We start from the raw sequence: 26,183 nt of genomic DNA, 5'->3' as shown, positions 1-26,183 counted from the left end.
CTCCCGCGTGTGCCCAGGCACTCGAATTGGCCAGTGCCATCGTGCGTGGCACGTTGCGGCACCCCGACGGTGAAGCTCTGCTCGCGGGCTGTCCGAACGAGGTCGCCCGGATGCGGGAACTCGTGGACCAGAGGCTTCGGACGCGTCCGGGGGGGCCGAGAGTAATTGTCAAATGTTGTGGACCTGGGCGAGGCTGTCGCCGGCCTCGCCTGCGGTGCTCTTCGGGGGTTCCCAGGTGTCACTCGGAGGGTGTCGGGACCCGGTTGAAGAACCGTCCGGCCATGTCGGCCCCGATGATGGCGCCGTCGGCATCGCGGGTGAGGAAACCGCGCTGGCCGATCAGGCCGCCGTCGGTGACGATGTACTCGTCGCCGCTCCCGGGGAGCAGGCCGAGGCCGGCCGGCGGCAGGTCCGCCGGCAGTTCCCTGTCGGCCGCCGCGCGGATCTCCGGCTTGATCCGGCATTCAACCGTCACCGTGTCACCGTCGGTGTCGATGATCAGCGTCATGAATTCGTTCTCGTAGTGCCCGGTGATCTCCTGGGCGCGCTGCGGGTCGTACGGGAGCGGCTCGGGGTCCCGCTCGACCACGCCGAGGTAGTGTTCGAGCGCCCAGCGGACCACGGCCTGATTGAACTCCAGCCCGCTGTCGGGCCCGGCGTTGGACGCCGCCACGACGGCGAAGTCCCGCTCCGGAACCAGCAGCAGGTCGGCGAACTGCCCGTTGGTCGACCCGCCGTGCCCGACGGTGCGCACGCCGTCCACGTCGCGCAGGAACCAGCCGAGGCCGATGGCGTCGCCGAGCGTGGAGCCGTGCAGCTCCACCGTCGGCTCCTGCATGCGCCGCGCCAGGTCACCGCCGCCGAGGTGGAACCGGGCCCAGCGCAACTGGTCGGAGACCGAGGACACCAGGCCGCCGCCCGGGTTGTTGCCGCGCGTGTCCTTCCAGGTCCGGGCGATCTTGAGCGCCCCTTCGCTGAGGTTGTGGCCCACGGCGAACCGGCGGGTGATGGCCTGTCCGGCGGTGAAGACGCTGTGGGTCATGCCGGCCTGTTCCAGGACGAGTGAGGCGACAGCGGCCTCGTAGGTCTCGCCGGTGACGTTCTCGATGACCCGGCCGAGCAGGTTGTAGCCGAGCTGGCTGTAGGAGGCGCGGCCGCCGACTGGTCCGATCAGCGCCACCTCGGCCATGTTGGTCACCTCGCGGGCCAGCGCGTCGTCTCCGTCTCCGCTGTCGAAGACCATCCGGGTGTCCAGCCCGGCTGTGTGGTTGAGCAGGTTCAGGATGGTGATCTGCGCAGCCGCGTCCTCATCGGGGAGCCGGAGTTCGGGAACGTAGCGGCGCACCGGCGCCTCCAGCTCGACCCGCCCCTGCTCGACCAGGCGCATGATCGCGGTCGCCGTGTAGGTCTTGGTGACCGAGCCCAGCACGAACAGCGTGTCCCGGTCGACGGGCAGCGGGTTGTCGATGCTCGTCACGCCGTGGCAGACGGTCAGCTCCCGTCCGCCGACCCGGACTCCCACCGCCGCACCCGGGATGCCGAGCTCCTTGGCCTTCTCCTCGACGAACTCCGCCAGCGCATCGTGTGACATCTCGATTCCCCCTCGATCGGTGTGTGGTTCGCGCACGGCGCCGAGCTGCCCATCGGGCGTCGCGGCGACTTGCACTGTGTTCAAGTGGAAACTAGCGAACGTCTTGAACACTGTACAAGAGGCTTCTTGAACGGCGTGCAAGTCGAGGGCTATCGTGAATCCATGCCCCGCAACGCACTGACCCGCGAACAGATCCTCACTGCCGCCATCACCCTGCTGGACGCCGAAGGGCTTGAGGGACTGAGCATGCGGGCACTGGGCCAGCGGCTGGGCTCGGCGGCCACCGCGGTCTACTGGCACGTGGGCAGCAAGGACAACCTCATCGCCCTCGCCGGCGACCAGCTGTGGCACGAAATCGCGCTGCCCGACCCCGACGGGGTCGGCTGGCGCACGGCGGCCACCATCATGGCCAACGACCTGTACGCGATGCTCACCCGCCACCCGTGGCTGCTGCAGGCCTTCGGCTCCCTCCTCATGTTCGGCCCCGGCAAGGCCCGCCACGACGACCACCTCCTCGCCATCTACGAGACCGCGGGATTCGCCGGCCCCGCAGCCGACCAGGCCGCGGCCGCCGTTTTCACCTTCGTCCTCGGCAACGCCCTCGGCCCAGCGGCGACAGCCTCACTCACCCGCAAACTGCGGCGCGAAGGCAGCAGTGCCGAACAGACCATCGGCAACGCCAAGGCCGAAGCCCGCGAGATCGCCGCACAATTCCCTCGGCTGCGCGCCCGCCTGGACACCCACAGCGCCGACTACGGCGCGGCGCCCGACAACACTTTCCAGATCGGCCTCCAGGCCATCCTCGACGGGCTGGAGGCGCTGCAACGCGGGCCTACTCGGTGACCATCACACGACTATCCGGGAAGGTACGCTCGGCCCACGGTTCGAAGGCGTGGCCGAGGCGGAGGACGGTGGCCCTGCGGTCCAGGTGCCGCAGCACAGCGGACTGAGCCATGGTCTGGTCTGGATCGGTGAGGACCTTCTTGATCAGAGTCGTGTCCTCAGCGCCGGTGACCTGCACGAACTTGCGAAGGTAGGCAGCGAAAACGCAGGTGCTCGGCCGGCCCTTCCTGCGGGGCGTCATAGAGGCTCATGCGGCTTGGTCCTGCCGCTCGACCAGGACGCCGTTCTCGAACCTCGCGCCCGCGCGGACGAGGGCGACGAGGTGGGCCCCGGTGATCGCGCGCCAGCGGGCCTGGGCGGACTCGACGAGCTTGAACACCATGGCGAGCGCGGCGGCCGGGCTGCCAGCGCCGCGGGTGACCTTGGTGCGGAGCTTGACGGTGGAGAAGGTCGACTCGATGGGATTCGTGGTCCGCAAGTGGATCCAGTGCTCGGCCGGGAAGTCGTAGAAGGCCAGCAGTTCCTCCTGGTCGTCGGCGATCTTCGCGACGGCTTTGGGGAACTTGGCGCCGTAGGTCTTCGCGAATGCATCGATCGCCTTCTCGGCGTGGGCGCGGTCCTCGGCGTTGTAGATCTCCTGCATCGCCTTCGTCGCACCCGGCTGTGCTGACTTCGGCAGGGCGTTCGTGAAGCTCGCCCGCTTCGGGCTGCCGGCGCTGTGGCCCGCCACGGTGCTGGCCCGGCGGTGGCGGACCGCGCCGGCCCGCGCGCTGTTCGCCGGCGCCGCAGCGCACACCTTCTCCCGGCTCGACCGACCGGTCAGCAGCGCCATCGGGCTGGTGCACATCGCCGCCGGCCACCGTTGGGGCTGGCCGGTCGCGGAGGGCGGCTCGCAGTCCATCGCGCGGGCGCTGGTTTCCCGGCTGGCCGAGCTCGGCGGCACGGTCGAGACGGGGGTACGCGTCACGTCGCTGGCCCAACTGCCGTCGGCCGCGGCGATCGTACTGGACCTCGCCCCCGCCTCGGCGGCGGCGCTGCTGGGTGACCGGATGCCGGGGCGGGTGCGGCGCGCCTACGGGCGTTGGCGGCACGGCCCGGCCGCGTTCAAGGTGGACCTTGCCGTGGAGGGCGGTGTCCCGTGGACCGGCGAGGCGTGCCGCCGGGCCGGGACCGTGCACCTGGGCGGGACGCTGGAGGAGATCGCCGACGCCGAGCGGCTGGTGGCGCGGGGCCGGATGCCCGAACGTCCCTTCGTCTTGGTCGGCCAGCAGTATCTGGCCGACCCGGGGCGGGCCGTGGGCGACGTGAAGCCGGTGTACGCGTACGCACACGTGCCGGCTGGCTACCGCGGCGACGCCACCGAGACGGTGCTGGGCCAGATCGAGCGGTTCGCCCCGAGGTTCCGGGAGCGGGTGGTGGGCATGGCGGTCACGCCGCCCGAGACGCTCGCGCAGGCCAACGCGAACTACGTCGGCGGCGACATCCTCACCGGCGCCAACACCCCGTGGCAGACGCTGTGCCGGCCGCGGCTGGCCCTCGACCCCTACCGCACCGGTGTGCCGGGCGTCTTCCTGTGCTCGGCGGCCACCCCGCCGGGCGCTGGCGTCCACGGCATGTGCGGCCGGCACGCGGCCCGTTCTGCCCTACGTTACCTGGACGGCCGGCGCCGCACGCGGTGAGCGCGGCTCACGCCCCGGTGGCGGGGGCCCGAAGCGAGAAGCCAGGGGCGCAGGGCGGGCTTGTCGACCTTGCCACTGCCATTGCGCGGCAGGGTGTCGCGCAGGACGACCGCGGTTGGAATCTTGTAGCGGGCCAGCCGGCCGCCGGCGAAGGCGCGGACGTCCGCCGTGGAGAGCGGTTCACCCCCTTCGGGACACACCACGGCGACGGGCGTCTCGGTCCACCGGGAGTGCGGCATCGCGACGACGGCCGCCTCGCGCACGCCCGGGCAGTCCGCCAGAACGTTCTCGATCTCGGCGGGGTAGATGTTCTCGCCGCCGCTGATGATGACGTCCTTGAGCCGGCCCACCACGTACAGCAGTCCCTGCCCGGCGAGGGGCCCGATATCGCCCGAGCGGAACCATCCGGTCTCGTCGGTGGCCTGCCGGGTCGCCTCGGCGTTGTTCCAGTACCCCTGGAAGACCTGTGGGCCGCGAACCCAGATCTCGCCGTCCGTGTCGGGGGCGGTGACCGGTACCCCGGTGGCGGGATCGGACAGCCGCACCTCGGTGTGCGGCAGACAGTGGCCCGCGGCGTCCGGGTGTTCGAGCGCGAGGCGGGCCGGCACGATGCAGGCCAGCGGAGCGGTCTCGGTCATGCCCCACGCCTGTCGCTGACTGTCATGTCGGGCGACCTCGGCATGCGGGCCCACCAGTCCCGAGCGGCCCTGACTGCTCGCTCATGCGCCGACGGGCAGGGCGGCCACGCCGGTGCGATGCAGGAACTGCCGGGCACCGCGCAGTGTGGTGCGCAGTTTCCGCTGGGTGGCCTGGCTGTCGAGGCGTACGTCGAGGGCGCCGGGGAGTTCGCTGTGGGCCCGCAGGCCCGTGGGCAGCCGGGAGGCGTCGAGGCCGTCACGTCTGGCGATGAGGATGCCGAGCTCGTGACGGCTCAGGGCGTCGGGCCCTGCGAGGTGGTGGATGCCAGCGGCATCGCACGAGGCCAGTTCCAGAAGGGCGGTGGCCAGGTCAGCGACGTGCACTGGGCAGCGGATGTCGTCGGTGAACAGGACGCCTTCGCGGGTGCCGGCGGCGAGTTCGTGCGCAACGCGGTGCAGCGGCGGTTGCGTGACCTGCGTCCCGGGTCGGGGTCTACTTCCTGCTAGCGATGTGCCTGTTCCCCGAGGTCGGCTACCGGCTGGTGTGGGACAAGCTCACCGGCGGCCTGACCGGGATGCCGGTGGCCTCGCCGAGCGCGAAGGCCCTGCGGGACCTGCGCCGTCGGCTGGGGGCCGCACCGGTGCGGTCACTGTTCGAGGTGCTCGCCGGTCCCCTGGCCCGCCCAACGACGCCGGGGGTGCGGTTCGGTGCCTACCGGACGGTGTCCCCTCGACGGGTGCAGTTCGCTGCGGGTACCCGATTCTCCCGGCAACCGGGCCTGGCTCGGGCGGACGGCTCATCACGGCTATCCCACGCTAGAGCTGATGACACTGGTCGAGACCGGGACGAGAGCACTGATCGGCGCGGTGTTCGGCCCCACCGACGAGGGCGAGACCGCCTACGCCCTCCGGCTGCTGCACCTGCTCAGGCCAGACATGCTGGTGCTGTGGGACAAGGGCTTCGACGCCAACGGCTTCCTCGCCCAGGTGACCGCGACCGGCGCGAAGGTGCTGGGCCGGCTCCGCAGCAACCGGCGCGCCCCGGTCCTGGCCCGTCTCGATGACGGCTCCTACCTGTCGATGATCGGCACCGTCAACGTCCGGATCTTCGACGCCGAGATCACGGTGACCTGCAGCGACGGCACCGTCTTCACCGGCTCCTACCGGCTGGTCACCACCTTGACTGATGCCCGCCGACACTCAGCCAGGGCGCTGATCAACCACTACCATGAGCGCTGGGAACACGAGAGCACGTACTTCGCGCTCCGCCACACGATCCTGGCCGGCCGGAACCTCCGCTCGGGCGACCGGGTCGGCCTCGAACAGGAGATGTGGGCCCTGCTCACGCTCTACCAGGCCCTACGGGCAACTGGCCCGACTCACCGTCCTCGAACCCGGCCCCGAACAGCCGCCTTTGCCCACGGCCTCCCGCGACGACCGCTACACCGCCCCAGCAGCGCCGACGACACCGGATTCTCGCCCTGCTGCAGGACGACCCGACGCGCCTATGGAGACCCGCGGAGATCGCCGCCCACTTCAGAGACATCATCCTGCACACCATGTATCGGCAGCTCTCCCGATGGGCCGACACCGGCCTCATCCACAAACTCGGGCCCGGCCTCTACGCAACCACTGCCTGGACCTCAACCCTCTTGCCACCAGCACAAACAGGCTAGCTTCCCGGCCTTGCGGTCAAGGCCCGACCTTGCTACCCATTAGGGCCGCGCTGGACAAGCGAGACGCCGTTGCCCTCGCGGCTGAGCGACGCCGCCATGGCATCCGTGCCCATGTCCCGGCGCATGGCATCCCTTGCTTGTCTCAAGGTGTCCATCACGTCTTCGAAGAAGCGCTCGCGCTCCACGGCCTGCCTGTCCATTCCAGCACCGACCGCATCCCGAAGCCTGCGCACGGCACGGAAATAGGTAAGCGCCGGCTCCACGACAGCTCGCGGCGCCAGAACCTCAAGCTGGTAGCGAAGGTCGTAGCAGCGGGCAACCACGCGCAGCGCCTCTACTGTGCGGTCTGCATCGGGCATGTCCCGGTTGAGGAGCATGAGTTGCAGTTCGCTGCGCACCTGAGCCAGCGTCGCCAGGTACCCACCGTACAGCTCGCGCTTACTGCGCCTCCACTCGCCCTGCGCTTCACGACGGTCTTTACGCGCCTCTATGAGAACGGTGGAAGCCATAGCGATCAGTGCACCGAGGAGTGCGGCTATCAGCGTTACTGGCTCTGTTCACGAGAACGGGCAGCACTTCGATACCGGTTCGGGAGGCGGTAAGCGGTCGCGGGCCGGCCGGAATGTTCACGAGTTGCGACAGCACCGAGGCTCTGGAGGTCCCCGTGACCCTGACGCGGGGCCGGTAGAAGTCCGCGGTCGGTCCGCGTCAGCACCTATGGCGCCGCCGGGTGCGAACCAGCCCGCTACCCACAATTGTCCGGCCGGAGCGAGTAGACCTTCGCCCGCGTGAGTGTGGTACGCCTAAGCACCTGAGCCCGGATGAGCCGGACTGTGGGCGGCATCGGCAGAGTGACGGGGGTGCGGCTCCACCGAAGCCACAGCGCCAGGTGGCCAAGCTCGGCGGCCTGGACGAGCTTTTCGAGGGACCACTCCTTCGTACCCCGATCCACCTCGATGCTGATCAGCCGCCCCTTACCCGAACGGTGCCGCAGTTGCAGGTCGAGGCGCCCGGTCCGGTTCTGCCGAGTGGCGGTGGGCAGCTCTACCTCCCGCCGGACTTCATATCCCTGGCCGGTCGCCCAGTCGGCCACCGAGTCGGTGAAGAAGGCGGTCACCTCGGGGGTAGACAGGTCACTGAACTGCTGTCGATTGAGCCAGGCCCGCAGGGAGCGGGCGGCTGCGTCGAGCCCGGCTTCTGTCATGAGCAACAGTCTGCCCTGCGGGCCTGACAGCTCGACACACCTTCGGCTCTTCCTCGCCCTAGCCGTCCGGTGGAGGGGTACACGAGGTGCCTCCCGTTCTCGTGAACATCAACCACGGCCCGGACGGGGCGCCTCCCGGAGCGGTGCACATCTGCTGCCAGAACTCATGGACAAAACCAGCGTTACCCACTGCATCGAAGCAGGCTAGGAGTAAGGAGACGCGGCGAACAGTGTCCGGCCAGCCATTGGCGTCGGGCTCACGATGTGGACGGCCCTCGGGACTGATGGGCTCGCCGCCCGGCCCTGACACTCGCCTAACGCCTGACACCGTCACGGCGCCTGACACCGTCACGGCGCCTGACGCCGTCGCCCGCCGAGAGCAGCGGGGCGGGCGGTAGCACCAGGTGAACCGGCTTGTTCTGGAGGAGCAGAACAATTGGCGGCCCTTCGGGGTGCGGGCGCTGTATGCAGCAGCCGTGCATGGATCTCCTGCCGAACATTGCAGATCTGCGCTGTTATGCAGCTGCCGGGACGGGCCCTGCCCCTGGAGCAGCGGACGTCGGCTGGTAGCAGCAGGGTCCGAGCAGCGTGCAGCAGTTGGTCGTGCTGCAGCGGCCGGAGCCGGCCTGCTACCCGTGCAGCACCCGTGTGCCGCCTGACCCATACAAATGCTGCGCTGCGCTGCGCAGCACCCGCGACACCGCCCTGCTGCAACCCGAGGATCACCACCAGGACCACGAGCAGCACCCCGGTCACGACGGGTGCTGCCCACCGGGTAGCAAGCTGCTGCACACCACGGCGAGCAGCACGATCAGGAGCAGCGGCACCCCGTCGACGCAGGCCCTCGCCTCACACCCTCACACGCACCGCGCCCCCTGGGGAAACGGGCTGTGTGCCACGCAGGAGCAGCGGGGAACGGCGCTCTACAGCACGGTGCCGTGCAACGCGCGGCGGTCACCGGACATCGCGTAGCGGCGAGCAGCGAGCCCGTGTTCGAGGGGCTCGCCGATCTGCTCGCACAGCAGCGCCAGGACGTCGGCGGCCTCGATGTCGGAGAGGTAGGCCGGCGCAACTTCGAGCATCATCTCCCCGATCGCGTGGCTGCTGGCGGCGAGGTCGTCGACGACGGCGCGCAGCGCGGCGACGGTCGGGTCCGCCGGCGGATCGGCGGGCGGCGGGGGTGGGGCGGTGCGGATGTCGCGGACGGCCTGGCGGACCACCGCGCGCACCATGGCGGTGTCGAGGGCCTGGAGGCCGCTGTGGGCGAGCGTGGCGAGGCGGCGGGTGATCAGCTCCGCAACGTCGCCGCTGCGGCTGGAGACGGCGATCAGGGCGCGCTGGGAGAGGCCGTAGTCGAACGCGGCCGCGGTGGCCGGGCCGGTGTCTCGCGTGCGAGACGTCTCGGTGCTGGCGGTGACCGCGTCGTGGATCGCGGCGAGGGAGCGGGCGACGTCCAGGAGCCGGTATGCCTGCGCGCGGCTGATGCCGAACTCCGCGTCGCAGTACGACTCCCAGCTGCTGTGCCCGAGGGGGAGCCAGACGCAGGCGGCGTGTGCGTCGCGGACCCGGGCGGCGAGCGCCGCCACGGAGCGCCGGACGTCGTCCATCGCCTCGCGCAGCCCGGCCGTCATCTCCCGGGCCTGGGCGGTCGTCAGCGGCGGCCCCGCCGGTTCGGCGCCGTGCTCTTGGTCCTCGTGCTGCTCGCCCACGATCCCATCGTCCTGCGCGTCGGCGGGCGCCACCAGGGCGCGCGGGAGCGTGGTGCGCAAGCTCCACCTCACACCCTCACAGCCTCATAGCTCACCTCGTCTACCTGGTGAAACAGGCTGTGAGGCTCATAGACCTCACAGCGTGACGCCGGGTGCGGTGGCTGCGGGTGTCCTGTGCCAACGAATCTGGACTGGTTGCCACCGAAGTTGGACCGAACGCAGTTCGTGACAGCGAAGATGGAGTACCGCTGGCGCACGGCGCAAGCGCGTCAAGCTGACGGGGCGAGTCCGCGGCTGACGATGCAGGCCCAGAGCCTGTGCTGCCGCTCGTTGGCACCAGGCCGGTGTGCGGCAGCGATTCGTGGATTGCTCGGCGAGGCACCGGCTTGGGCTCCTAAGCTGACGATCAAGCGATGTGATGCAGTGTCAGAGTCGGGGTGGGGCGGATGGACATTCCTCTGGTGGACGCCGTGGCGGCGGTGCGCGACGAGCTGCTGGCAGCGGCTGCGCGGGGGGTGGACCAGGAGATCCAGTTCGCGGTGGGGCCCGTCGAGATGGAGTTCCAGGTCGAACTGCGGGCCGATGTCAAGGCCACGGGCGGCTTCCGTTTGTGGGCGGTCTCCGCGGGGACGGAGGCTGGAGTCTCCCAGGGCCGGACGCACAGGGTCACGTTCACGCTGACGCCGAAGAGCGCGAGCGGTGAGGACCTGCTGATCAAAGGATCGACGGAACGTGCCGACGGACCGGGCCGCACCACCCGGCATGTGCCGCACTGACGGTGCGTCGGTGACAGGGATTCGGTCGGCTCAGCGGGCTCGGGGGTAGCGGTGGACGAGGCGAGACTGGTGGCGGTCACCGGGACGGCTGGGCCGGGATCGGGGTACGTGGTGGGGCCACGACTCGTCCTGACGTCAGCGCACGTCGTGGCCCGAAAGGGCGCCCGGGTGAAGGTCTTCCACCCGGGCATCGAACGGGAGTACATGGGCGAGACCGTGTGGTGCGGGACACCGGGCGACATCGACGACGCCGCCCTGGTCGTAGTGACCGACAGCGGCTGGCGGCCACCGCCGGGACCGGACGTGCGCTGGGGTCGACTCGCGACCATGCGACCGGGCCAGGAATGCGAGACCTGGGGTGTGCCCGACCTGGTCCAGAAGCGCCGCACGGCCATCGACGTCAGTCACCAGCGCGGTCACCTCAACCCCGGCAGTGGCTACGTCCACAACCGCTACGTCATGGACCTGTCGGCCTACCCGCCGAGCTGGCCGTTCGGCACCACCTCACCATGGGGAGGCCTGTCGGGCGCTGCGATGTTCTGCGACCGGCTGCTGACCGGCGTGGTCCTCGCGGAGGCGGCACACTCCGCGCATGCGGCGTTGAAGATCGTCCCGGCCTATGTGCTGCATCACGACGAGACGTTCCGTGAGGCACTGGCGGCTCACGATGCAAGACCACAGCAGCTGGAAGCAGTGGAGTTCCAGGACCTGGCCGCCGTGGAGCCCACCCTCAACAAGGGGCCGGCCTCGCCTGCGGCGCTTCTCACCGCGGATCGGCAGACCGTCCCGTTCCGCGGCCGAGTCGACCTGATGAACCAGTTGGAGACCTGGTGCGACCTGAGCGGGTTCGGCGCCTGGCTGCTGCATGGGCCCGGCGGCCAGGGCAAGACCCGAGTCGCCCGCCATCTCGCCGGCACTCTCGCCGAGGAGGGCTGGGCAGTGCTGTGGCTGCGTGCCGGAGCCACAGCCCAGGAGATCCGAGGCCTGAGACATGCCGCCAAGCCGCTGCTGATCGTCGTCGACTACGCAGAGGCACGCACAGATCAGATCGCCGGACTTGTGGAGGCCGCCGCCGAGCACGGTGGCGGTACCCCCTTCAAGATGCTCTTGCTGGCCCGAACGGCCGGTGACTGGTGGAGCCGGGCGAAGAACCTCACCAGCATCACCGAGAGCTACCTGGTAGGCACCCAGGACGTCGCTCTCCCCCCGCTCGATCCCGACCCACCCGACCGGGTGAAGGCCTATCAGGATGCCACGCGGGCCTTCGCCGACACCCTTCCTCTGGTCGAGGGCTACGAGAACCACGACTGGACGAAGCTGGCCGCCGGGCTCCCGGTACCCGGGCTCACCCGCGAGGCACTGGGAAACGCGCTTACCCTGCAGATGACGGCCCTCGCGGACCTGCTCGACGAGGCAGAGAAGCCCGATTCCCACAGCACGGCGCCGCGCCCGAGTGTGGAAGAACGACTTCTGAACCACGAGACCCGCTACTGGGCCCGAACGGCCAGTTCCGAAGGGGTGACGGGGATACTCGAAGCCACCCTTCACGAGGCGGTCACCGCTGCCCTGCTCGTCGGTGCCGCCGACGGCAGGCAGGCCGACGGGACGCTGCGGCGCGTGGACAGACTGGCCGAGCTGCCGCGCGACCGGCGAGAAGCGGTCACGCTCTGGCTGGCGGCGATCTTCCCCTCGCTGGACACCGACCGCCAATGGGGAACCCTCTATCCCGACCGGCTGGCCGAACGGTTTGTCGGGCTGCGACTCGAGAAGGACCCAGACCTGGCAGAAAGCCTGGTGCAGGGCGCGGACGACCTACAGGCCGCGCAGCTGCTGACCGTCTACAGCCGGGCCGCGGCCCACCCCGACGTCCGTGGTCGACTGGACGACCATCTGACCGGCCTCTGCGTGCGGAACGGGACGCGGTTCGTTCCACAACTCATCGACGTCGCCATCCAGACCGAGCATCCAGGCCCGCTCCTGGCGGCACTTGAACGCATCACCAGCGAGAAGCTCGTGCTGGACGAACTCAGCCGACTCGTCAGTTGGGTTCCGGCCTCGACCCAGCGCCTCGCGGGGTGGGTGGCAACGGCCACGACGATGCTCACCAACCGCACGCGCAACCTTCCAGCGGGGGATCCGAACCGACTGCCACGCCTCGCCAACGCCCTGATCGAGCAGTCCAACAGGCTCAGCAACGTGGGAAGGCACCATGAGGCGCTGGCCGCAGTGGAGGAGGCGGTCGATGTGAGTCAGCGGCTGGCTTCGAGCGAACCGTCGCACCTTCGCGATTACGCCAAGGCCCTCAACAACCTGTCGAATCGCTACGGGGATTTCGGGCGGCACGAGGAGGCCCTCGCTGCGATCGAGACTTCCGTACTGATCCGCAGTCGACTCACCGGAAGGCTGATCGCGGAACTCACTCCCGACCAGGTGATAACGGCGGACAATCTCAGCAAAGCCGAGTCGCTTCTGGAATCCTTCGACGGCCATGCGATGGCGCTCAACAACCTCTCCACCCGTCTGTCCGTTCTGGGGCGGCACCAGGAGGCTCTGGAGGCAGTCGAGAAGTCGCTCAACGGATATCGCCTTCTGGCGGAGAACGATCCGGAGAAGTACCTTCCCGAACTCGCGAGGATCACGGGCAACCGCGGGATCCGGCTCTCGGCCGTGGGGCGGCGGCAGGAGGCGCTGGAAGCGATGGAAAGCGCACTCGCCACTCTCCGGCCGCTGGCCGAGCGACGTCCAGATACCTACCTGTCGGACCTTGCCATGCTCCTCTCGAACACCGCCGTGGAGCTGGGTGCCCTCGGGAAGACCGAGGAAGCGCTGGTTGCGGCCGAACAGTCCGTTGCCACCTATCGGGTGCTGGATCAGGGCTACCCCGGAGGCCCCTACCTCCCCGACCTGGCACGGGTGGTCTGCAACCTCTCGGCCAGACTGACCGCCGCCGGGCGGACTCAGGACGCACTGGCCGCGGCCGACGAGGCCGTCACGCTGTACGGGCGGCTGGTCGAGGACTACCCCGACGCTTACCAGGCAGACCTCGGGACCGCGCTCGAACGGAGGTTCCTGCGGCTGGCCGAGCTGAACCGACCGTATGACGCCCTCCAGACAGTGACCGTTGCGGTCACCATCTTCCGCAGCCTCGTCGAACACTTCCCCGACCGCCATCGACCGGCACTCGCCAGAAACCTCTACTACCTCGCCCGGACGCTCGCCTCCGTGGGCCGACGTCAGCGCAGTCTCGCCGCGATCAACGAGTCCATCGGAATCCATCGTTCCCTCGCCGCAGCCAACCCCGGAGAGTACGAGAGGACTCTCGCCCAGGCGGAGCAACTGCGCGCCGGAATCCTCGCGATGCCGGCCCGCAACGACACAATCCTGGAGGCTATGGACCAGGTGAAAGCCATCATCGCCGGGCGTCTCGGGATGCACCCGGACGACATCGGCCCGGACGAGGGACTCATCGACGAGTTGGGAGCGGACGAGCGGGATGTGCTGGAAATCGTCCTGGCTGTGAAGACCACGTTCGGCTTGGAGATTCCGGAGGAACACGTCGGGACGATGACGACGGCTCTCCAGCTGGTCCAAGTCGTCCTGGCGCATTTGCTCTGACCAGAGGGAAGTTGGCTTCGATGCACAGGGCGGTGCCAAACCGAATGCGATCCAATGATCAGGGTGGGGCGGCGTGGGGGTGTCCGATGGCGTGGAGGTGTCCGGCGGCGTGAGAAGGGGATGAGGTAGGTGTCGGTGTCCAATGTGCTGGCCTGGTCGACCCAGAAGTCGGCATCGCGTAGTTCGCCGCGGCCGAGGTGGAAGAGGTAAAGGCAGTAGGCAGCTGTGGCGTTTCCGGCACCGGCCGCAAACTGCCACCACCACTGGGCGCCATCGTCGGCTTCGGCGAGGTTGAGCAGGCAGGCGAAGTGCAAGGCGCCTTCGACGTCGGCGGGCTCCTCGGCGAACCTGGCCAAGTGGGCGGCAGCGTCGTCGCTGTACAAGAGCTCAGCGGCCAGGTGGTGAAGGTCTTCGTCGGCGCGGTCCAGCACGGTAGGGAAGCGCCCTTCGGGAGCCAGCCGGCTGCCGAACATGAGGGTGGCGGTGACATCGCGTACGACCTCCTGCTTCAGGTCGGCGACGTCTTTGTCGGTGAACGCATCGGGCAGGGCTGCCTACGGTCCGACTACCTGGCCGCGACTCGCCCGCGCCCCACCGCATGAGAGGAACGGAACGTGGCTGAAAGGCGTTGAAGGAGCGGCCCCGAGTCGAGGTCGTCCGGGAACATGAAGCATGCATCCGGATGACTGGCACCTCACCCAGGACCTCGACGCGTTCCTTGCCCGAGCTGGGCACTTCCTGCGCTCGCGCGCCGCCCTGCACAACATGCCGCTGACGGACATCGAGAAGCTGCGGACACACAGGGCGGCCGAGCCCGACGACGGAGCCGCCATTTTTGGCCGGCTAGAGTCACAGGGTGAGGTTCGCGGGATCTTCTATCTCACCCCCCTCGGACGCCTGGGCCTCACGCCGCTCTCTGCCGAGCAGACCGACACCCTCGCTGCACACTTGGCCGGCCTGGGTCACTCACCCGCCCATGTCATCGCGGAGCACGACACCGCTGGCGCCTTCTCCGAGTCATGGCAGAAGCACACGGGCGCGGCGTCGGCACCTTTCTGGAAGACGCATCTCTACCGTCTCGGCACGCTCACCCCGCCGCAGCCGCGCCCGGAGGGCCAGGGCCGCCTCACGGGCCGTAAGGACCGTGACCAAATCGTGCGCTGGTGCCGTGAGTTCTGCGTCGATGTCGGGGAGCAGCGTTCCATCGACCTGATCGACGCCGGCTCCTGGGAAGACTCGCGTTTCGGCGACAGGCACTTCATGTTCTGGGAGACCCCGGAGGGCGTCCCCGTCTCGATGACGGCCTCGACCTCGGTCGTCGGCGGCATGGTCCGGGTGGATCCCGTCTATACCCCGGCCCACCTTCGCGGCCGCGGCTACGCCGGAGCTGTGACGGTCGAGGCGAGTAGGGCCGCACAGGCCGCGGGGGCGACGGACGTCGTCCTGTTCACAGACCCGGACAACCCCACGAGCAACGCCCTCTACCAGCGCATCGGCTACGTCCATCTCGCCGACTTCGCCGGATACAGGTTCTCCTACGACACACCAGAGGCCGCATGACGGGCGCCCCTGGACAACGGCCTTAGAAGGCTCGCCAGTAGCTCCAGCATCGGCGATACGGCGGGCTTTGCGCACCATCTGACGCAATAGACCTGCCCGCCTGCCGCCGAGGGAGGGGCCAGTTGAGGTGGCAGGGTTGCTCAGGCACCTGACGTCATCTCACCTGGGCGACCTCGACGTCTCCAGCGGCCTCGACTCGCTACTCCGGGCCAGTGACCCACGGCAGCGCCTCGACGACGAAGAACAGGAAGCAGGGCTTGGTCGAAAGGTCGTCGAAGCCGTCGGGGAACAGTGCCCGGGCGGCTGGGTCAGGCTGCGGCTCGCTGATGACGGACAGGCCAAAGCCCGCAGTCGTGAAAGCGTCGATCATTGCGTGCAACGGCTTTCGCCAGAGTCGCATCGGGGTGGACTGCCCGCCGAGCATCCAGTCGAAGGTGTAGCTCGTGGTCGCGAAGTAGTCGGGCCGAGGGTCCCGGAACGTGTACGCCGTGACCGGGTGATCCACGGACACGATCAGCCGGCCGCCGGGCCTGAGTACTCGCCGAAACTCGGCCAGCGTCGGCCCCCAGTTCTCCAGGTAGTGCAGGACCAGCGACGCGACCACGTCGTCGAATGCGCCGTCCTTGAACGGCAGGCGCTCGCCCAGGTCGGCCACGTGCAGGGCTACTTCATCACCGAGCCTCTGCCTGGCCAGTGCGAGCATCCCGGCGCTGGCGTCGATCCCGGTGGCGACCGCGCCGCGGTCGCGCAGTGCGGCGGTCAGTGGGCCCGAGCCGCAGCCGGCGTCCAAAACTCGGTGGCCAGCCACATCTCCGGCGAGGGCTAACATCGCGGGCCGTTCGTAGTACGCGTTCACGAGGTTGTTCTCGTTCTCCGCCGCATACGCCTCGGCGAAACAGTCGTAGTCGTTCACCCGGGCCGGTTCCGCAGCATCAGCGAAGCTCTCGGGTATGTCGGTTGCGCGTTCCATCGTCGCAGCCTAGAGCCAGGCAGGCCCGCCGCACTGAATAGTGCAAGGTCGGAACACTGCCTCTTCACCAGTAGGTGCGGGTCACCACCGAAGCCGTGATCGGGGACGTCACCGGCTCCCTCGCAGCGCCCCGGACGGTGCTGCTGGGCCGCTACGACACCGCGGGCCGCCTCCTGTCGACGGTCATGCAATTCCCCACTTCGCGCCGCTTGAACGTCACGTAATTCCCCACCCGGGCGATCGCGAAATTCGCCATGGGGATGGCGGCCGGGAGGACTTGTGCTCAGTTCGCGGCGGTAGGCAGTTGTTCGGGCAGCAACTCCACGCCGAAACGTCGGTGCAGGGCCGCCATGTCCTGCCGGTCTTCGTCGTCGAGCGAGTACCCCGTGTGGCATAGCACCTGCCCCTGCGCGGTCAGGCAGCGTACGGGCTGTCCCTCGATGACTCCGCTGCCGCCGAACCATGAGGCGGCATAGACCCACACCTCGCCGTTTTCCATGGTGTAGTTGCCGTTGCCGTCCCGGTCGAAGACGACGGGGTGGACATCCACGGTGCGTCCGTTCTGGTCCCGGAGGACGAAGCAGGAACTCAGGCGCCCCTCAGCCACGGCGAACCCGCGCGCCTGGAGGACTGCTACGAGGTCACGGGCTTGATCGACCCGGACGATCACGTCGACGTCCTTGTGGGGGCGTGTCTGCTCTCCGAGGAGGGCGTCAACGCCCCAGCCTCCGTCTCCGAGCCACACGTCGATGCCCCCGGCCTCAAGAGCCTTGATCACAGCCAATGCATCCGCAGCACTCATCATCACGCCGCCAGTATCGCGCCCGAAGATCGCACGATGCACTGGAGTTACCTGCTCAGGACCGGGTGTCGACGATCAAGCTTTCCGCATCTTGGGCGGTTTGAGATTCATAAAATTTTTTATCCCGATTCCTCCTGTTTGGCCATGGGTAGCGCGGAGTCCGGGATCGAGGGACCTGGTCGTCGCGGAGCTGCCCGTGTTCCTCGTCCCGTGGTTCGGAAGGCCGATGGGCGGCCCGGATGGCGAGGAGAACGTTCGTCGTGGTCGATATCAGCGAGATCTACGTCCACTGGTACGCGGGCCGCTCGAAGAGCGCGCTGGCCGCGTCGCTGGGGGTGGACCGCAAGACGGTTAGGAAGTACCTGGCCCCGGCGGAGACGTCCGGGATCACCCCGGGCGGGCCGCCGATGAGCGAGGCCGACTGGTCGAAACTGATCAAGGAGTGGTTCCCGGGGCTGGCCGACAGACGGCTTCGGCAGGTGACCTGGCCGGAGATCGACAAGCACCGTGACTACATCAAGAGCCTGCTGGGGACGGTGACCGTCTCGACCATCCACCAGCGGCTGCGCGACGAGCAAAAGCTCCAGGTGTCGATCTCCTCCTTCCGCCGCTGGGTGCATGCGACCCTTCCGGATGAGGCGGCAAGGTCGCAGGTCACGGTGCTGCGGGACGAGGTCGAGCCCGGTTCGGAGGCGCAGATCGACTACGGCTTCCTGGGTCAGTGGATCAATCCGCGCACGGGTCGGCGGCACCGGGTCTGGGCATTCGTGATGGTGCTGCCCTGCTCGCGGCACATGTTCGTGCGTCCGGTGCTGCATCTGGACCAGCAGGCATGGACGGAAGCGCACGTCGCGGCCTTCCGCTTCTTCGGCGGTGTCCCACGCCGGCTGGTGCCGGACAACGGGTCTTGACCCCTGTGTGCGGATCACACGGAGGACAGACCAACCGGGCGATCCAACGCATACACCGTGACAGGGCTGCCATTTAGCTTGTCTTGCCGACGCGGCGAGAAGCCAAGGCGTTCAGCCACTCTCACGGACGGCTCGTTGCCCGGTCGCATGAGGGCGGTGAAGTAGTCCGCTTCAAGGGTGGCAAAGCCCCAGTCCAAGCATGCCTGTGCTGCCTCAGTTGCATACCCATGCCCCCAGTGCTCCGCTCGAAGGGTCCACCCCAGTTCAACTTCGTCGAACTGTTCCCAGTACTGCAGGCCACTTCGACCGATGTACTCACCACTCGACTTGAGCTCGATGGCGCACAACCCATGACCCCGCTCAGCCCACTGCCGCTCGACCACAGTGAGCCGCTCCAGTGCCTGTTGAGGGGAGAAAGCCCCAACGAAGCGATTGACCTTCGGGTCGGCATGGAGCTCCACGAAGACGTCAACATCCGAAGTATCAAGAGGTCGCAGAAGCAGCCGCTCGGTTTCGATCACGTGTCCGAGCATAGATCCCGCCGTCAGTCGGACCGACGTGGTCTCAGCCATGTCACTCAGCGTGCACGCACCACGGAACTTGTGCCAGACCCCATTCTCGTGAACAAAGCCACGGCCCGCCGCACCCGGGGACGGCGGGCAGGCAGCGGCTTGCGCGCACCTGCCGGCCCGACGTGGGGGCGCCCTCGGAAGGGGTACCGGTCAGTGCTGCCAGTAGTCGCGCTCGGGGAGTTCCACCCACAGGTCGGGGGGCCCGGTGAAGGGCCGCGGGTCGGCGGGGAAGAGGCCCGCGTGGGCGCAGCACTCGGCGATCGCGTGGGAGCCGTAGATGTACGCGGTGAGGACCTCCTCGGGAGGCGTACCGGTGCACGGGCCCCCGCCGGGGTGCAAGTCCCAGCCCTCGACGACACCGTCGCGCACGAGGCTGCCCTGGTTGCCGCTCTTGGGGTTGGCGTACATGCCGTAGCAGACGGTACCGGCGGAGAGCAGGGCCTGTACGCCCGGCATCTGCGGCCCGTACCCCCAGGGCTGGGTGACGACGCAACCGCCCGGTACGGTCGTCACCCCGACGATGCGCAGGCTGTCGTCCGTGTCGACGCCGTACGCGTCGTCCAGGAGCTCGGCGAGCAGCCCGGCGTCCGGCGGCACCGCTGCCAGGCGCCGTACGGCCTCCTGCGCGTCGATGCCGGCCACGCAGGCCAGTCCCGTGCCGTCGTAGTAGCCGACGTCGGCCAGGGCCGCGATGCGCCGCCGGCCTTCCCGCGCCGCTGCGGACTCCGCCTCGCTGAGGCCCGGTTCGCCCTCGGGCAGCGGGAACAGGTCCGGTGTGGGCCCGGCCAGGCTCAGCCGCCCCGGTGACCAGCCGGCCAGCACCGGCCGCCACGGGTCGGCTCCCGCGGCGACGAGGACGCGTGCGATCTCTGGCCGGTGCCCGACCCCCGCCTCCCACAGCGCGGTCGTACCGTCCTCCAGGGCGTCGACGTCGGCGACGCGCCCGGCCAGCTCCGCGACGACCTCGGGCGAGCCGAACGCCACGGCCCGGTGCAGGGGCCGTTCCCCGCACGGCAGCGCCTCCGGATCGGCGCCCTGGTCGAGCCGTCGCCGGATGTCCCGGTGGTCCCGCCAGCCCTCCCAGTCGACGCTGCCCTCCCAGCCGTCCCCCGGTCCCGTCCCCATGTCGCCTCCCGCGCCCCGCTCGACGGCACCCTGCCGCACACCGACCACCCTTGCAGACGGGTCCGACAACGCCACCGCCGTCACGGCGTCGCGGCGGGCCATGGACGCCGGCGCCACCGGTCTGCCGTGGGTCGCGCCCTCGCCGAACATCCCGACGCCCGCGACCGCCGCCGTCTACCCCGGCACCTGTCTGTTCGAGGGCACCAACGTCTCGGAGGGGCGCGGTACGACGCAGCCGTTCGAGATCGTCGGGGCGCCGTACGTCGACGCGCGCGCCCCCTGTCTTGCCGGACTCGGCCTTCCCGGAGTGCACTTCCGTGACCTGCGGTACGTACCGACCTTCCACAAGCACGCCGGGCGGCCGCTGCGCGGGGTCCAGCTGCACCTCACCGACCGGGCGGCGTTCGCGCCCGTGCGGACCGCCGTCGCGCTGTATGCGACCGCGCCCCACTCCCGCTACCTCGACCTGGATGTCCTTCCGGACATCATCAACCAGCGGTGGGCGGGTCAGTTGCGCACGGCCATGGACGTGGTGCCCTCCACGTTCCTGCCGACCGTGTACGAGACGCTCATCGATCCGGCGAGCGGGAAGCCGGTCGCGGTCTTCAGCGTCCGCATGCGTGACCGCAAGGCGCTGGCCCAGACGGTCGCCGAGAGCATGTACCACACGTTCAACGCACAGAAGGGAGAACGACTACACCCAGAGCGTGCTCCAGCAGGGGGTGAAGAAGCCTCTGACGCTGTTCGTGGTGCGCGTGGTGCTCGCAACTTTCATCGCCAGCACGATGGCCGAGATCATCGGCCCGGCCGCCAGCGGCGAGAAGAAGCAGCAGACCCCGCCGGCGTAGGACCGGGGGCACGACTACATTGCCACTTCAAGGTTGGTGGTGTCCCCGCCCTCCAGCGCCTTCAGCGCCAACTCCCAGACGGGGCGCAGCGCGGGCGGGATCTCATCCGGGCCGATGTCTTCGGCCGCGCTGAACCTGTAGGCGGTGAGCTCGCTCTCCTGCAGCCTGATGCCGGCCTGCTGCTCCTCGCTCAGGACGCCGCCGTCGAACACCCAGTAGATGTGCGCGCGACCGGTGGACTGAACGAAGGCGGAGATGAGGAGCCGGCCGATTTCCTGCTCGACACCGAGTTCCTCCTGCAGCTCCCTGCGGGCGGCCTGTGAGGGGGTTTCCCCTTCGTCGACGCCTCCGCCGGGCAGATTCCAGCCGTCCTTGTAGCCCGGCTTGACGATGAGGAACCGGCCGTCGCCGTCGCGTAGAACGGCAGCCGCTGACATGGTCGGGCGGGCGGGGGTCGCTGTCATGGTTGGGTCTTCTCCTGGTCTTGTGAACGGTGGTCAGAACCTGTCGGCCGAGTGGTTGGTAAGGAGGGCACGCACGTCCGCGGGGCTGATCAGACGGTACGCGGACGCCACCGCGCGCAGGTGCTCGAGCTCTTCATAGAGTTCCGTTCCGGTTTCGAAGGGGTAGGGGGCGGTGGGGGCGCCCGCGGTCAGGGCGTCGCGGGGCGTCGCTGAAACCGCTGCGCTGACCTTCAACGGCGCCATCATCCAGACCGGCACCGAGTCCTACCGCCTCGCCCCAAGGTAGCCGTACTCGCCGGTCTCCGATGTCAGGGTGGGCTCAGCGGTGGATTTTCCAGGACCTGAACCAGGCGGGGCTGGGAGGCCATCGAGCTGCTCATTCTCATGAACAGAACCACACAGGGTTGAGGAGTGCTTCGACACCGGGCACGGGTTCGAAGCCCGGCCGGTTGGGCTGGCGCTGCAGTGGCCACACGGCCTGCCCGTCGCGGTAGGGAAAGGCCAGGGCGCGGCCCTGGTCCGTCCACGTCGTGTACGGCTGCGGCAGCCGGCCGGTGTGTGTGGGATCGGAGGCGACCGCGTGCCAGCCGGGCGGGCAGGACCTTCTCGGGCGGCTCGCCGTGCGGGACCACATGTGCGCCCTCGCCCGTGGGCCGTCAGAAGGGGAAGGTTTTGCGGTTCCCGTACAACCGTCGGACCGGCTTGTCAGTCTTGAGTGCGCCGATGATCTCTGCACCGCCGGGACAACTCCGGGGGATCGTGAGAGATCCGGCCCCACGCGGAATGCCCTTCCCCCTCTGTTGTAGGAGAGTGTCGATGCCCAAGAACCTCCGCACGGCCCTGGCCGCGGCAATGGTCGCCGCGTTAACCGGCGGCCTGCTGGCGGTCACTGCCGAGCCGTCCACCGCTGCCCCTGCCAAGTACACGGACGACTTCAACGGTGACGGATATCGCGACCTCGCGGTCTCGGCAGCTGGCGCAGTCGTCGCCGGCCATGACCAGGCCGGCGCGCTGGTCATCACCTACGGTTCGGCCAACGGCCTGGAGAGCAGCAAGATCCAAGTGGTCTCGCAGAGTTCCAGTGGCGTGCCCGGCGCCTCTGAAGACGGAGACCGCTTCGGCGCAGCCGCCGCCTCCGCCGATTTCAACAACGATGGCTACGCCGACCTCGCCGTGGGCGCTCCCGGCGAGGACACCGCCGAGGGCGGGACAGGAGCTGTCACGGTGCTGTGGGGCAGCAAGGCGGGACTGGTCGGCGGCACCACTTTGCAGCTGCCCCATCTGGCCAATCTGACCGGCTTCGGCGCAGTCCTCACCAGCGGCGACTTCGACGGCGACGGTGCTGCTGACGATGTGGCGATCGGTTCCGGCGCGGGCAACTCTGTCTTCACCTACATGGGCGGTTCCACCAAGGGCAGCACGCTCGGAGGCCGTACAGGCTTTCCGGCGACGTCGCTGAGCTACATCAACTCCTTGGCTGCAGGTGACGTCAACGGCGACGGCATCGACGACATCGTGGTCGGCGGCGACAACACCGGCAGCCGGGAATTGTTCAAGCAGTCCGTATATCTCGGACCCGGTGAGCTTGGGCAGGCGCAGTACGCGGGTGACGCGGGACACGGCCAGACAGCGGCGGTCGGCGATGTGGACGGTGACGGGTACGCCGACATCGTGACCGGCCATCCCTTCGATCAGCACTCCTCAATGGCAGGAACCACTCTGGGGGGCAACGTCTCTCTCACCTTCGGCGCCGCCGGCGGCCTCGACACCTCACGCCCTACGGCGACCATCACGCAGAACACCGCCGGAGTTCCCGGCGCATCCGAGACGAACGACAACTTCGGCTACGCGGTGTCCCTCGGCGACATCAATCGGGACGGCATGGCCGACCTCGCCGTCGGCGCCCCCTATGAGTCGATCGACGCGCAGGAGGCCACCGGTTCCGTGACCGTGATCCCCGGATCTGCCGCTGGTCTCGCCACGACCTCGGCGTACGCCTACAACCAAGGATCCCCCGGAGTGCCCGGCACTTCCGAGGGCGGCGACCACTTCGGCGAAGCCGTGGCGCTGACGGACACCAACGCCGACGGCAAGGCGGACCTGGCTGTCGGCGCTCCCGGGGAGAACAACAACGACGGCGCAGTGTGGTCCCTCAAGGGACGTACCTCCGGACTCACCACGACCGGCGCTGTCAGCTTCGGCGCGGCGACGGTCGGCCTTTCGACGAGCAAGTGGCCGGAGTTCGGATCGCGGTTCACGAACTGACTCGGTCGAAGGCCGGCCCTGTCGGCCTCCCCCTGGCACGAAGAGTCTTCTGCCGGGGGCGTTCGGCCTTGAGATTCTGGCATCCCCCGTGGCCGGCTCGCTCCAGCCGCCCGGACCCAGTTCCGCAATGTCTCCGGGTTCCGGGTGTCGCGGCGGGCGGGACGGTGATGTAGATGACCGGTATGCGCTCGTCCTGCCCGGGGTGCCGGCGGCGGTCCTGGAGTTCGTGGGCCAGGCCGAGCTGGGTCAGAGCGATCGTCTTGCCGGTGTTGGCCGGACCGGTGACGATCAGGCCCCGGCGTGCGCTGATGGCACCGCGGTTGAGGACGGTCAGGCGACGTCCGCAGGTGACGGTGCGGCGGACGGTGGAGGTGGCGACCACCTGGAGACGGGCATGGTGGTCGAGCCGGTCCTCGTCGTAGTCGTACTTCTCCTCTTTGCTCAGGGCGTCGGGGACCGGAGTCCGGTTCAGGTACTTCCAGGTCGCCTGGATCCATTCCCCGTCGCCGCGGTGATTGCGTACCCAGACGCGGGAGACGTCGTAGGGGTCGCGGTGGACCTCCCAGAGGCCGCGTTTGGCGGTGATGCCCGAGTCTCGTCGTCGCATCGACCCGAGTTCGGGGCATCGTAGGTGCGGTTGTTGATCCGGATGCCGTAGGAGTTGACGGCCCGCCAGGCTGCGGGCAGTAGTTCGATGTAGTCCTGGCCGCTGAGCGCGACCGGGACGTAGCCGCAGGCCTCGACCAGGGCGGCGTACTTCTGGTTGGGGGTGAACAGGCGTCCCGGGTGGTCGGGATCACGCAGCCCCTCGTGCGGGCGGTTCTGCCAGACCCGTTTACCGACCGCAGGAGCTCATGCACTGGCTCTGAACTGCGGCGATTCATAGAGTACATGTTCGTGACGATGAAATGGGGTCGTTTGGCTTCGACAACGTGAACCGGCTCCTGGCCGTGGAATTTGGCTGCGTCCAGGCCGCGCGGCATGCTGATCTGACATGCCGGGCCCGACGTGCGGGCCTGGCAACGGGGCGGGGAGGATCGCGTTGATCGTCTGGGTGAACGGGGCGTTCGGTAGCGGGAAGAGCACGCTCGTGGACGAGTTGCGTCCGCGCTGGCCCGAGGCACTGGTCTATGACCCGGAGATGGTCGGCTATGTGTTGCGGGAGATCGTGGAGGTCCCGACCGGCGATTTCCAGGATCTGCCGCTGTGGCGGCGACAGGTCGCCAACCTGGCGGTGGGACTGATCCAGGAGTACCGCCGCCCTGTTCTGGTCCCCATGACCCTGGTCAACTCCGGATATGTCGGTGAGATCTTCGGCGCGCTGAAGGACGCGGGTATCGACGTCCACCACTTCTTCCTCAAAGTCCCCCGAGAGGTCCTGGAGAAGCGGATCGACAGCCGGATTCACGCCCCGGATGACCCCGAACGGGAGGAGCAGGTCCGGCGCTGGTGCAAGGACAGGATCGGACCGTGCATGGCCGCGGCCGACACTCTGCCCAGCGACACGGTGTTCTTGGACGGCGAACTGAGCCCGCAGGAGTTGGCCGACCTGGTGCTGACCCGAATCGACACGGGTTCAGACCGATAAGACGCTCGGGTGCGTGATCGTGGAGGTGCGGTCGGTCACCGACCTGCTGGTTCTTGGCATGATGAGGCAGTAGAAGTCGTTGGCCGTAACTCGTTGCCGGGGGCTCGTTGGATGGCCCGTCCGCCGGGACGGTGGACGGGCCATGAGATGCCAGCGGTATGCGATCAGGCCAGTGGTTCCGGCCCGGTGACGCGGGCTTCGAGGTCGGCGACGCGTCGGTCCTGGAAGCGGAGGTTGGATCGGGCGGCTGTGAGCCGCTCGTCGAGGGTGCGGTTGTCGGTGGTCAGCTGGCGGACCCTTTGTTTGAGTGTGGTGTTCTCGGTGGTGATCCGCTGGATGGCCTCTTCGGTCCACTCGGCTTGCAAATCCCTTATCTTGCCGAGTAGTTCGCCGATTCGGGTGCGCGGGGCGAGGATCTCGCCCTGGGCGGCCTTGAGCGCGTCCTCGGCGTTCAGCGCGCGCTCGCGCCATGTTGCCTCGCGCTCGTCGTCCTGTTCGACGAGCAACCGGGACCGCCGGTCACCTGCCTCGGCCATCGCCGTGGCGATGGCGGCTCTGGCCTCGGGGTTGGCATAGAGGAAGGTGCTTGAGACGTTCGCCCGCCGGGCGACAGCAGCGACGTTGACCTGGGCCTTCTCGCGCTGGATCCGGGCGATGGACTCGTGGACCCGCAGGAGGGCTGTGTCGGTCCTGCTGCGGCGGGCTGCCAGGGCGGCAGCAGTGCGGCGTTCAGGGACGTTGTTCATGCGACGTCCTGTTCGGGGTCGGTGTCCTCGGCTGTGCACGTATCGCTGTACTCGTTTTCCTCCTCGGCGCCTGCGACAGCGAGGTCGGCTGCGAGGAATGCTGTGGACCACACGCGGTGGAAGTAGTCCTGGGGTTTGCGCAGGTCCAGGGCGAGGGCGTCGTCCAGCAGGCCGGGGCCGGCCAGGGCCTTCTCCAAGCCGTCGATGGCGCGGGCAGTGGGTTCGAAGTAGGCGTGCAGGTAGTCGGCGGTGGCGTCGTCCGGCGCGCCCTCGGCCAGCAACCGCCACTGCTCACGCTTGCGCCTCCAGTAGAGAAGATCGGCCCCGGACAGGACGAACTTGTCGCAGGAATGACAGTTGAGGCTCCAGGGACAGTCGCCGCCGTCGACGACGGGCTGGAAGGTGCAAAAGCCTCCCTCGGCGGGGGTGCTGCGGCGACCAAGGTCGATCGCGAGGGCCATGGCGGGGTCTGTACGGTCTTCGGTGTAACTCCCGATCATGGAAGTAGCACCTGATGAGCGACGGGACTGTCTCTGCTGAGGCGGTTGAAGAGGTCCGGCCGGCCGGGTTGCCGGCGGACGTGCTGGACGAGCAGTTGATC

Annotated in this window: 25 protein-coding genes and 7 pseudogenes; 13 read left to right on the top strand and 19 right to left on the bottom strand. The window is 68.6% G+C overall.

The window, feature by feature from the left end:
* Nucleotides 1–238: 238 nt before the first annotated feature.
* Nucleotides 239–1,591, bottom strand: a complete 1,353-nt coding sequence (locus K7G59_RS33650) for a serine hydrolase (protein ID WP_225840489.1) — start codon at nt 1,589–1,591, stop codon at nt 239–241.
* A 162-nt stretch (nt 1,592–1,753) separates the two neighbouring features.
* Between K7G59_RS33650 and K7G59_RS33645 the strand changes: the two genes are divergently transcribed.
* Entirely contained in the window at nt 1,754–2,434 is a 681-nt protein-coding gene (locus K7G59_RS33645; RefSeq protein ID WP_225840488.1) for a TetR/AcrR family transcriptional regulator, read from the top strand.
* Here the strand turns inward: K7G59_RS33645 and K7G59_RS33640 are convergent.
* Together K7G59_RS33640 and K7G59_RS33635 are read right to left on the bottom strand one after the other, a co-directional pair.
* Nucleotides 2,424–2,675 carry a hypothetical protein gene (locus K7G59_RS33640; RefSeq protein ID WP_225840487.1) on the bottom strand — a complete coding sequence of 84 codons (252 nt, stop codon included), beginning with the start codon at nt 2,673–2,675 and terminating at the stop codon, nt 2,424–2,426. The two genes, K7G59_RS33645 and K7G59_RS33640, sit on opposite strands and share 11 nt — an antisense overlap.
* 6 nt (nt 2,676–2,681) lie before the next feature.
* Nucleotides 2,682–3,122 (bottom strand): annotated as a pseudogene (locus K7G59_RS33635) (transposase); the annotation flags it as partial.
* On the opposite strand from K7G59_RS33635, the pseudogene K7G59_RS33630 reads away from it, so the two are divergent.
* Nucleotides 3,121–4,113: pseudogene (locus K7G59_RS33630) on the top strand (phytoene desaturase family protein); the annotation flags it as partial. The pseudogenes K7G59_RS33635 and K7G59_RS33630 overlap by 2 nt on opposite strands.
* Here K7G59_RS33630 and K7G59_RS33625 read toward each other — a convergent pair.
* Together K7G59_RS33625 and K7G59_RS33620 are read right to left on the bottom strand one after the other, a co-directional pair.
* Complete coding sequence (locus tag K7G59_RS33625) at nt 4,083–4,805, bottom strand: class I adenylate-forming enzyme family protein (RefSeq protein WP_374114323.1); 723 nt, start codon at nt 4,803–4,805, stop codon at nt 4,083–4,085. The pseudogene K7G59_RS33630 and the gene K7G59_RS33625 overlap by 31 nt on opposite strands.
* 27 nt (nt 4,806–4,832) lie before the next feature.
* Nucleotides 4,833–5,204 (bottom strand): annotated as a pseudogene (locus K7G59_RS33620) (dTDP-4-dehydrorhamnose reductase); the annotation flags it as partial.
* A gap of 56 nt (nt 5,205–5,260) precedes the next feature.
* Here K7G59_RS33620 and K7G59_RS34845 point away from each other — a divergent pair.
* Together K7G59_RS34845 and K7G59_RS33610 are read left to right on the top strand one after the other, a co-directional pair.
* Nucleotides 5,261–5,350, top strand: a pseudogene (locus tag K7G59_RS34845) (hypothetical protein); the annotation flags it as partial.
* 109 nt (nt 5,351–5,459) lie between these two features.
* The gene (locus K7G59_RS33610) at nt 5,460–6,470 is read left to right on the top strand and encodes a transposase (RefSeq protein ID WP_225840485.1); all 1,011 of its coding nucleotides are present in this window, start codon (nt 5,460–5,462) and stop codon (nt 6,468–6,470) included.
* Here the strand turns inward: K7G59_RS33610 and K7G59_RS33605 are convergent.
* The 3 genes from K7G59_RS33605 to K7G59_RS33595 form a co-directional block, all read right to left on the bottom strand.
* On the bottom strand, nt 6,460–6,936 hold the full coding sequence (locus tag K7G59_RS33605; protein ID WP_225840484.1) for a hypothetical protein: 477 nt from the start codon (nt 6,934–6,936) through the stop codon (nt 6,460–6,462). The two genes, K7G59_RS33610 and K7G59_RS33605, sit on opposite strands and share 11 nt — an antisense overlap.
* A gap of 236 nt (nt 6,937–7,172) precedes the next feature.
* On the bottom strand, nt 7,173–7,631 hold the full coding sequence (locus tag K7G59_RS33600) for a hypothetical protein (protein ID WP_225840483.1): 459 nt from the start codon (nt 7,629–7,631) through the stop codon (nt 7,173–7,175).
* Nucleotides 7,632–8,554: 923 nt separating this feature from the next.
* Nucleotides 8,555–9,400 (bottom strand): hypothetical protein, encoded by an 846-nt coding sequence (locus K7G59_RS33595; RefSeq protein ID WP_225840482.1) that lies wholly within the window; start codon nt 9,398–9,400, stop codon nt 8,555–8,557.
* Between the two features lie 386 nt (nt 9,401–9,786).
* Between K7G59_RS33595 and K7G59_RS33590 the strand changes: the two genes are divergently transcribed.
* The 4 genes from K7G59_RS33590 to K7G59_RS33575 all read left to right on the top strand — a co-directional run bounded on the left by K7G59_RS33590 (nt 9,787) and on the right by K7G59_RS33575 (nt 15,291).
* Nucleotides 9,787–10,116, top strand: coding sequence for a trypco2 family protein (locus tag K7G59_RS33590; protein ID WP_225840481.1), 330 nt, complete (start codon nt 9,787–9,789; stop codon nt 10,114–10,116).
* A gap of 204 nt (nt 10,117–10,320) precedes the next feature.
* Nucleotides 10,321–13,731, top strand: coding sequence for a tetratricopeptide repeat protein (locus tag K7G59_RS33585; RefSeq protein ID WP_225840480.1), 3,411 nt, complete (start codon nt 10,321–10,323; stop codon nt 13,729–13,731).
* Nucleotides 13,732–13,928: 197 nt separating this feature from the next.
* Entirely contained in the window at nt 13,929–14,333 is a 405-nt protein-coding gene (locus K7G59_RS33580) for a hypothetical protein (RefSeq protein ID WP_225840479.1), read from the top strand.
* A gap of 70 nt (nt 14,334–14,403) precedes the next feature.
* Nucleotides 14,404–15,291 carry a GNAT family N-acetyltransferase gene (locus K7G59_RS33575; RefSeq protein WP_225840478.1) on the top strand — a complete coding sequence of 296 codons (888 nt, stop codon included), beginning with the start codon at nt 14,404–14,406 and terminating at the stop codon, nt 15,289–15,291.
* A 199-nt stretch (nt 15,292–15,490) separates the two neighbouring features.
* Here the strand turns inward: K7G59_RS33575 and K7G59_RS33570 are convergent, their stop codons facing one another.
* Nucleotides 15,491–16,261, bottom strand: coding sequence for a class I SAM-dependent methyltransferase (locus tag K7G59_RS33570; RefSeq protein WP_225840477.1), 771 nt, complete (start codon nt 16,259–16,261; stop codon nt 15,491–15,493).
* A 283-nt stretch (nt 16,262–16,544) separates the two neighbouring features.
* Nucleotides 16,545–17,105 (bottom strand): nucleotidyltransferase domain-containing protein, encoded by a 561-nt coding sequence (locus K7G59_RS33565; protein WP_225840476.1) that lies wholly within the window; start codon nt 17,103–17,105, stop codon nt 16,545–16,547.
* Nucleotides 17,106–17,323: 218 nt separating this feature from the next.
* Here K7G59_RS33565 and K7G59_RS33560 point away from each other — a divergent pair, with 218 nt between their 5' ends.
* Nucleotides 17,324–17,974 (top strand): DDE-type integrase/transposase/recombinase, encoded by a 651-nt coding sequence (locus K7G59_RS33560; protein ID WP_225840475.1) that lies wholly within the window; start codon nt 17,324–17,326, stop codon nt 17,972–17,974.
* A gap of 14 nt (nt 17,975–17,988) precedes the next feature.
* Here K7G59_RS33560 and K7G59_RS33555 read toward each other — a convergent pair whose 3' ends face one another.
* Both K7G59_RS33555 and K7G59_RS33550 read right to left on the bottom strand, forming a co-directional pair.
* Nucleotides 17,989–18,495, bottom strand: a complete 507-nt coding sequence (locus tag K7G59_RS33555; RefSeq protein ID WP_308295122.1) for a GNAT family N-acetyltransferase — start codon at nt 18,493–18,495, stop codon at nt 17,989–17,991.
* Nucleotides 18,496–18,696: 201 nt separating this feature from the next.
* A complete protein-coding gene (locus tag K7G59_RS33550) occupies nt 18,697–19,671 on the bottom strand; it encodes an ankyrin repeat domain-containing protein (protein ID WP_225840474.1) in 975 nt (324 codons plus the stop codon).
* Here K7G59_RS33550 and K7G59_RS33545 point away from each other — a divergent pair.
* Nucleotides 19,601–20,101 (top strand): annotated as a pseudogene (locus K7G59_RS33545) (hypothetical protein); the annotation flags it as partial. The gene K7G59_RS33550 and the pseudogene K7G59_RS33545 sit on opposite strands and share 71 nt — an antisense overlap.
* A gap of 77 nt (nt 20,102–20,178) precedes the next feature.
* Here K7G59_RS33545 and K7G59_RS33540 read toward each other — a convergent pair.
* Complete coding sequence (locus K7G59_RS33540; RefSeq protein WP_225840473.1) at nt 20,179–20,331, bottom strand: hypothetical protein; 153 nt, start codon at nt 20,329–20,331, stop codon at nt 20,179–20,181.
* A gap of 47 nt (nt 20,332–20,378) precedes the next feature.
* Here K7G59_RS33540 and K7G59_RS33535 point away from each other — a divergent pair, with 47 nt between their 5' ends.
* On the top strand, nt 20,379–20,519 hold the full coding sequence (locus tag K7G59_RS33535; RefSeq protein WP_225840472.1) for a hypothetical protein: 141 nt from the start codon (nt 20,379–20,381) through the stop codon (nt 20,517–20,519).
* Between the two features lie 14 nt (nt 20,520–20,533).
* On the opposite strand, the gene K7G59_RS33530 is transcribed toward K7G59_RS33535, so the two are convergent.
* On the bottom strand, nt 20,534–20,983 hold the full coding sequence (locus K7G59_RS33530) for an NUDIX hydrolase (protein WP_225840471.1): 450 nt from the start codon (nt 20,981–20,983) through the stop codon (nt 20,534–20,536).
* Nucleotides 20,984–21,016: 33 nt separating this feature from the next.
* Nucleotides 21,017–21,241 carry a hypothetical protein gene (locus K7G59_RS33525; RefSeq protein WP_225840470.1) on the bottom strand — a complete coding sequence of 75 codons (225 nt, stop codon included), beginning with the start codon at nt 21,239–21,241 and terminating at the stop codon, nt 21,017–21,019.
* Nucleotides 21,242–21,766: 525 nt separating this feature from the next.
* Here K7G59_RS33525 and K7G59_RS33520 point away from each other — a divergent pair.
* Nucleotides 21,767–23,248 carry an FG-GAP-like repeat-containing protein gene (locus K7G59_RS33520; RefSeq protein ID WP_225840469.1) on the top strand — a complete coding sequence of 494 codons (1,482 nt, stop codon included), beginning with the start codon at nt 21,767–21,769 and terminating at the stop codon, nt 23,246–23,248.
* A 142-nt stretch (nt 23,249–23,390) separates the two neighbouring features.
* On the opposite strand, the pseudogene K7G59_RS33515 reads toward K7G59_RS33520, so the two are convergent.
* Nucleotides 23,391–23,720: pseudogene (locus K7G59_RS33515) on the bottom strand (ATP/GTP-binding protein); the annotation flags it as partial.
* Nucleotides 23,700–24,076 (bottom strand): annotated as a pseudogene (locus K7G59_RS33510) (Mu transposase C-terminal domain-containing protein); the annotation flags it as partial. The pseudogenes K7G59_RS33515 and K7G59_RS33510, both read right to left, overlap by 21 nt.
* Before the next feature lie 214 nt (nt 24,077–24,290).
* Here K7G59_RS33510 and K7G59_RS33505 point away from each other — a divergent pair.
* Complete coding sequence (locus K7G59_RS33505; RefSeq protein WP_225840468.1) at nt 24,291–24,836, top strand: AAA family ATPase; 546 nt, start codon at nt 24,291–24,293, stop codon at nt 24,834–24,836.
* 164 nt (nt 24,837–25,000) lie between these two features.
* Here K7G59_RS33505 and K7G59_RS33500 read toward each other — a convergent pair whose 3' ends face one another.
* The gene (locus K7G59_RS33500; protein ID WP_225840467.1) at nt 25,001–25,582 is read right to left on the bottom strand and encodes a DUF6262 family protein; all 582 of its coding nucleotides are present in this window, start codon (nt 25,580–25,582) and stop codon (nt 25,001–25,003) included.
* On the bottom strand, nt 25,579–26,043 hold the full coding sequence (locus tag K7G59_RS33495) for a hypothetical protein (RefSeq protein ID WP_225840466.1): 465 nt from the start codon (nt 26,041–26,043) through the stop codon (nt 25,579–25,581). Before K7G59_RS33495 ends, K7G59_RS33500 begins: the two co-directional genes overlap by 4 nt.
* Between the last annotated feature and the right edge of the window lie 140 nt (nt 26,044–26,183).

The organism is Streptomyces sp. NK08204, assembly GCF_020400585.1.
Classification (GTDB): domain Bacteria; phylum Actinomycetota; class Actinomycetes; order Streptomycetales; family Streptomycetaceae; genus Streptomyces.
This window is presented reverse-complemented; position numbering and strand designations above follow the sequence as displayed.

Excerpts from the sequence above, each read along its gene's own strand:
- K7G59_RS33605 (WP_225840484.1), bottom strand. The coding sequence starts at position 6,936 with ATGGCTTCCACCGTTCTCATAGAGGCGCGTAAAGACCGTCGTGAAGCG.
- K7G59_RS33575 (WP_225840478.1), top strand. The coding sequence starts at position 14,404 with ATGCATCCGGATGACTGGCACCTCACCCAGGACCTCGACGCGTTCCTT.
- K7G59_RS33570 (WP_225840477.1), bottom strand. The coding sequence starts at position 16,261 with ATGGAACGCGCAACCGACATACCCGAGAGCTTCGCTGATGCTGCGGAA.
- K7G59_RS33650 (WP_225840489.1), bottom strand. The coding sequence starts at position 1,591 with ATGTCACACGATGCGCTGGCGGAGTTCGTCGAGGAGAAGGCCAAGGAG.
- K7G59_RS33530 (WP_225840471.1), bottom strand. The coding sequence starts at position 20,983 with ATGACAGCGACCCCCGCCCGCCCGACCATGTCAGCGGCTGCCGTTCTA.
- K7G59_RS33645 (WP_225840488.1), top strand. The coding sequence starts at position 1,754 with ATGCCCCGCAACGCACTGACCCGCGAACAGATCCTCACTGCCGCCATC.
- K7G59_RS33500 (WP_225840467.1), bottom strand. The coding sequence starts at position 25,582 with ATGAACAACGTCCCTGAACGCCGCACTGCTGCCGCCCTGGCAGCCCGC.
- K7G59_RS33585 (WP_225840480.1), top strand. The coding sequence starts at position 10,321 with ATGGGCGAGACCGTGTGGTGCGGGACACCGGGCGACATCGACGACGCC.
- K7G59_RS33590 (WP_225840481.1), top strand. The coding sequence starts at position 9,787 with ATGGACATTCCTCTGGTGGACGCCGTGGCGGCGGTGCGCGACGAGCTG.
- K7G59_RS33640 (WP_225840487.1), bottom strand. The coding sequence starts at position 2,675 with ATGACGCCCCGCAGGAAGGGCCGGCCGAGCACCTGCGTTTTCGCTGCC.
- K7G59_RS33600 (WP_225840483.1), bottom strand. The coding sequence starts at position 7,631 with ATGACAGAAGCCGGGCTCGACGCAGCCGCCCGCTCCCTGCGGGCCTGG.
- K7G59_RS33540 (WP_225840473.1), bottom strand. The coding sequence starts at position 20,331 with ATGCTCTCGGCGACCGTCTGGGCCAGCGCCTTGCGGTCACGCATGCGG.
- K7G59_RS33495 (WP_225840466.1), bottom strand. The coding sequence starts at position 26,043 with ATGGCCCTCGCGATCGACCTTGGTCGCCGCAGCACCCCCGCCGAGGGA.
- K7G59_RS33550 (WP_225840474.1), bottom strand. The coding sequence starts at position 19,671 with ATGGGGACGGGACCGGGGGACGGCTGGGAGGGCAGCGTCGACTGGGAG.
- K7G59_RS33520 (WP_225840469.1), top strand. The coding sequence starts at position 21,767 with ATGCCCTTCCCCCTCTGTTGTAGGAGAGTGTCGATGCCCAAGAACCTC.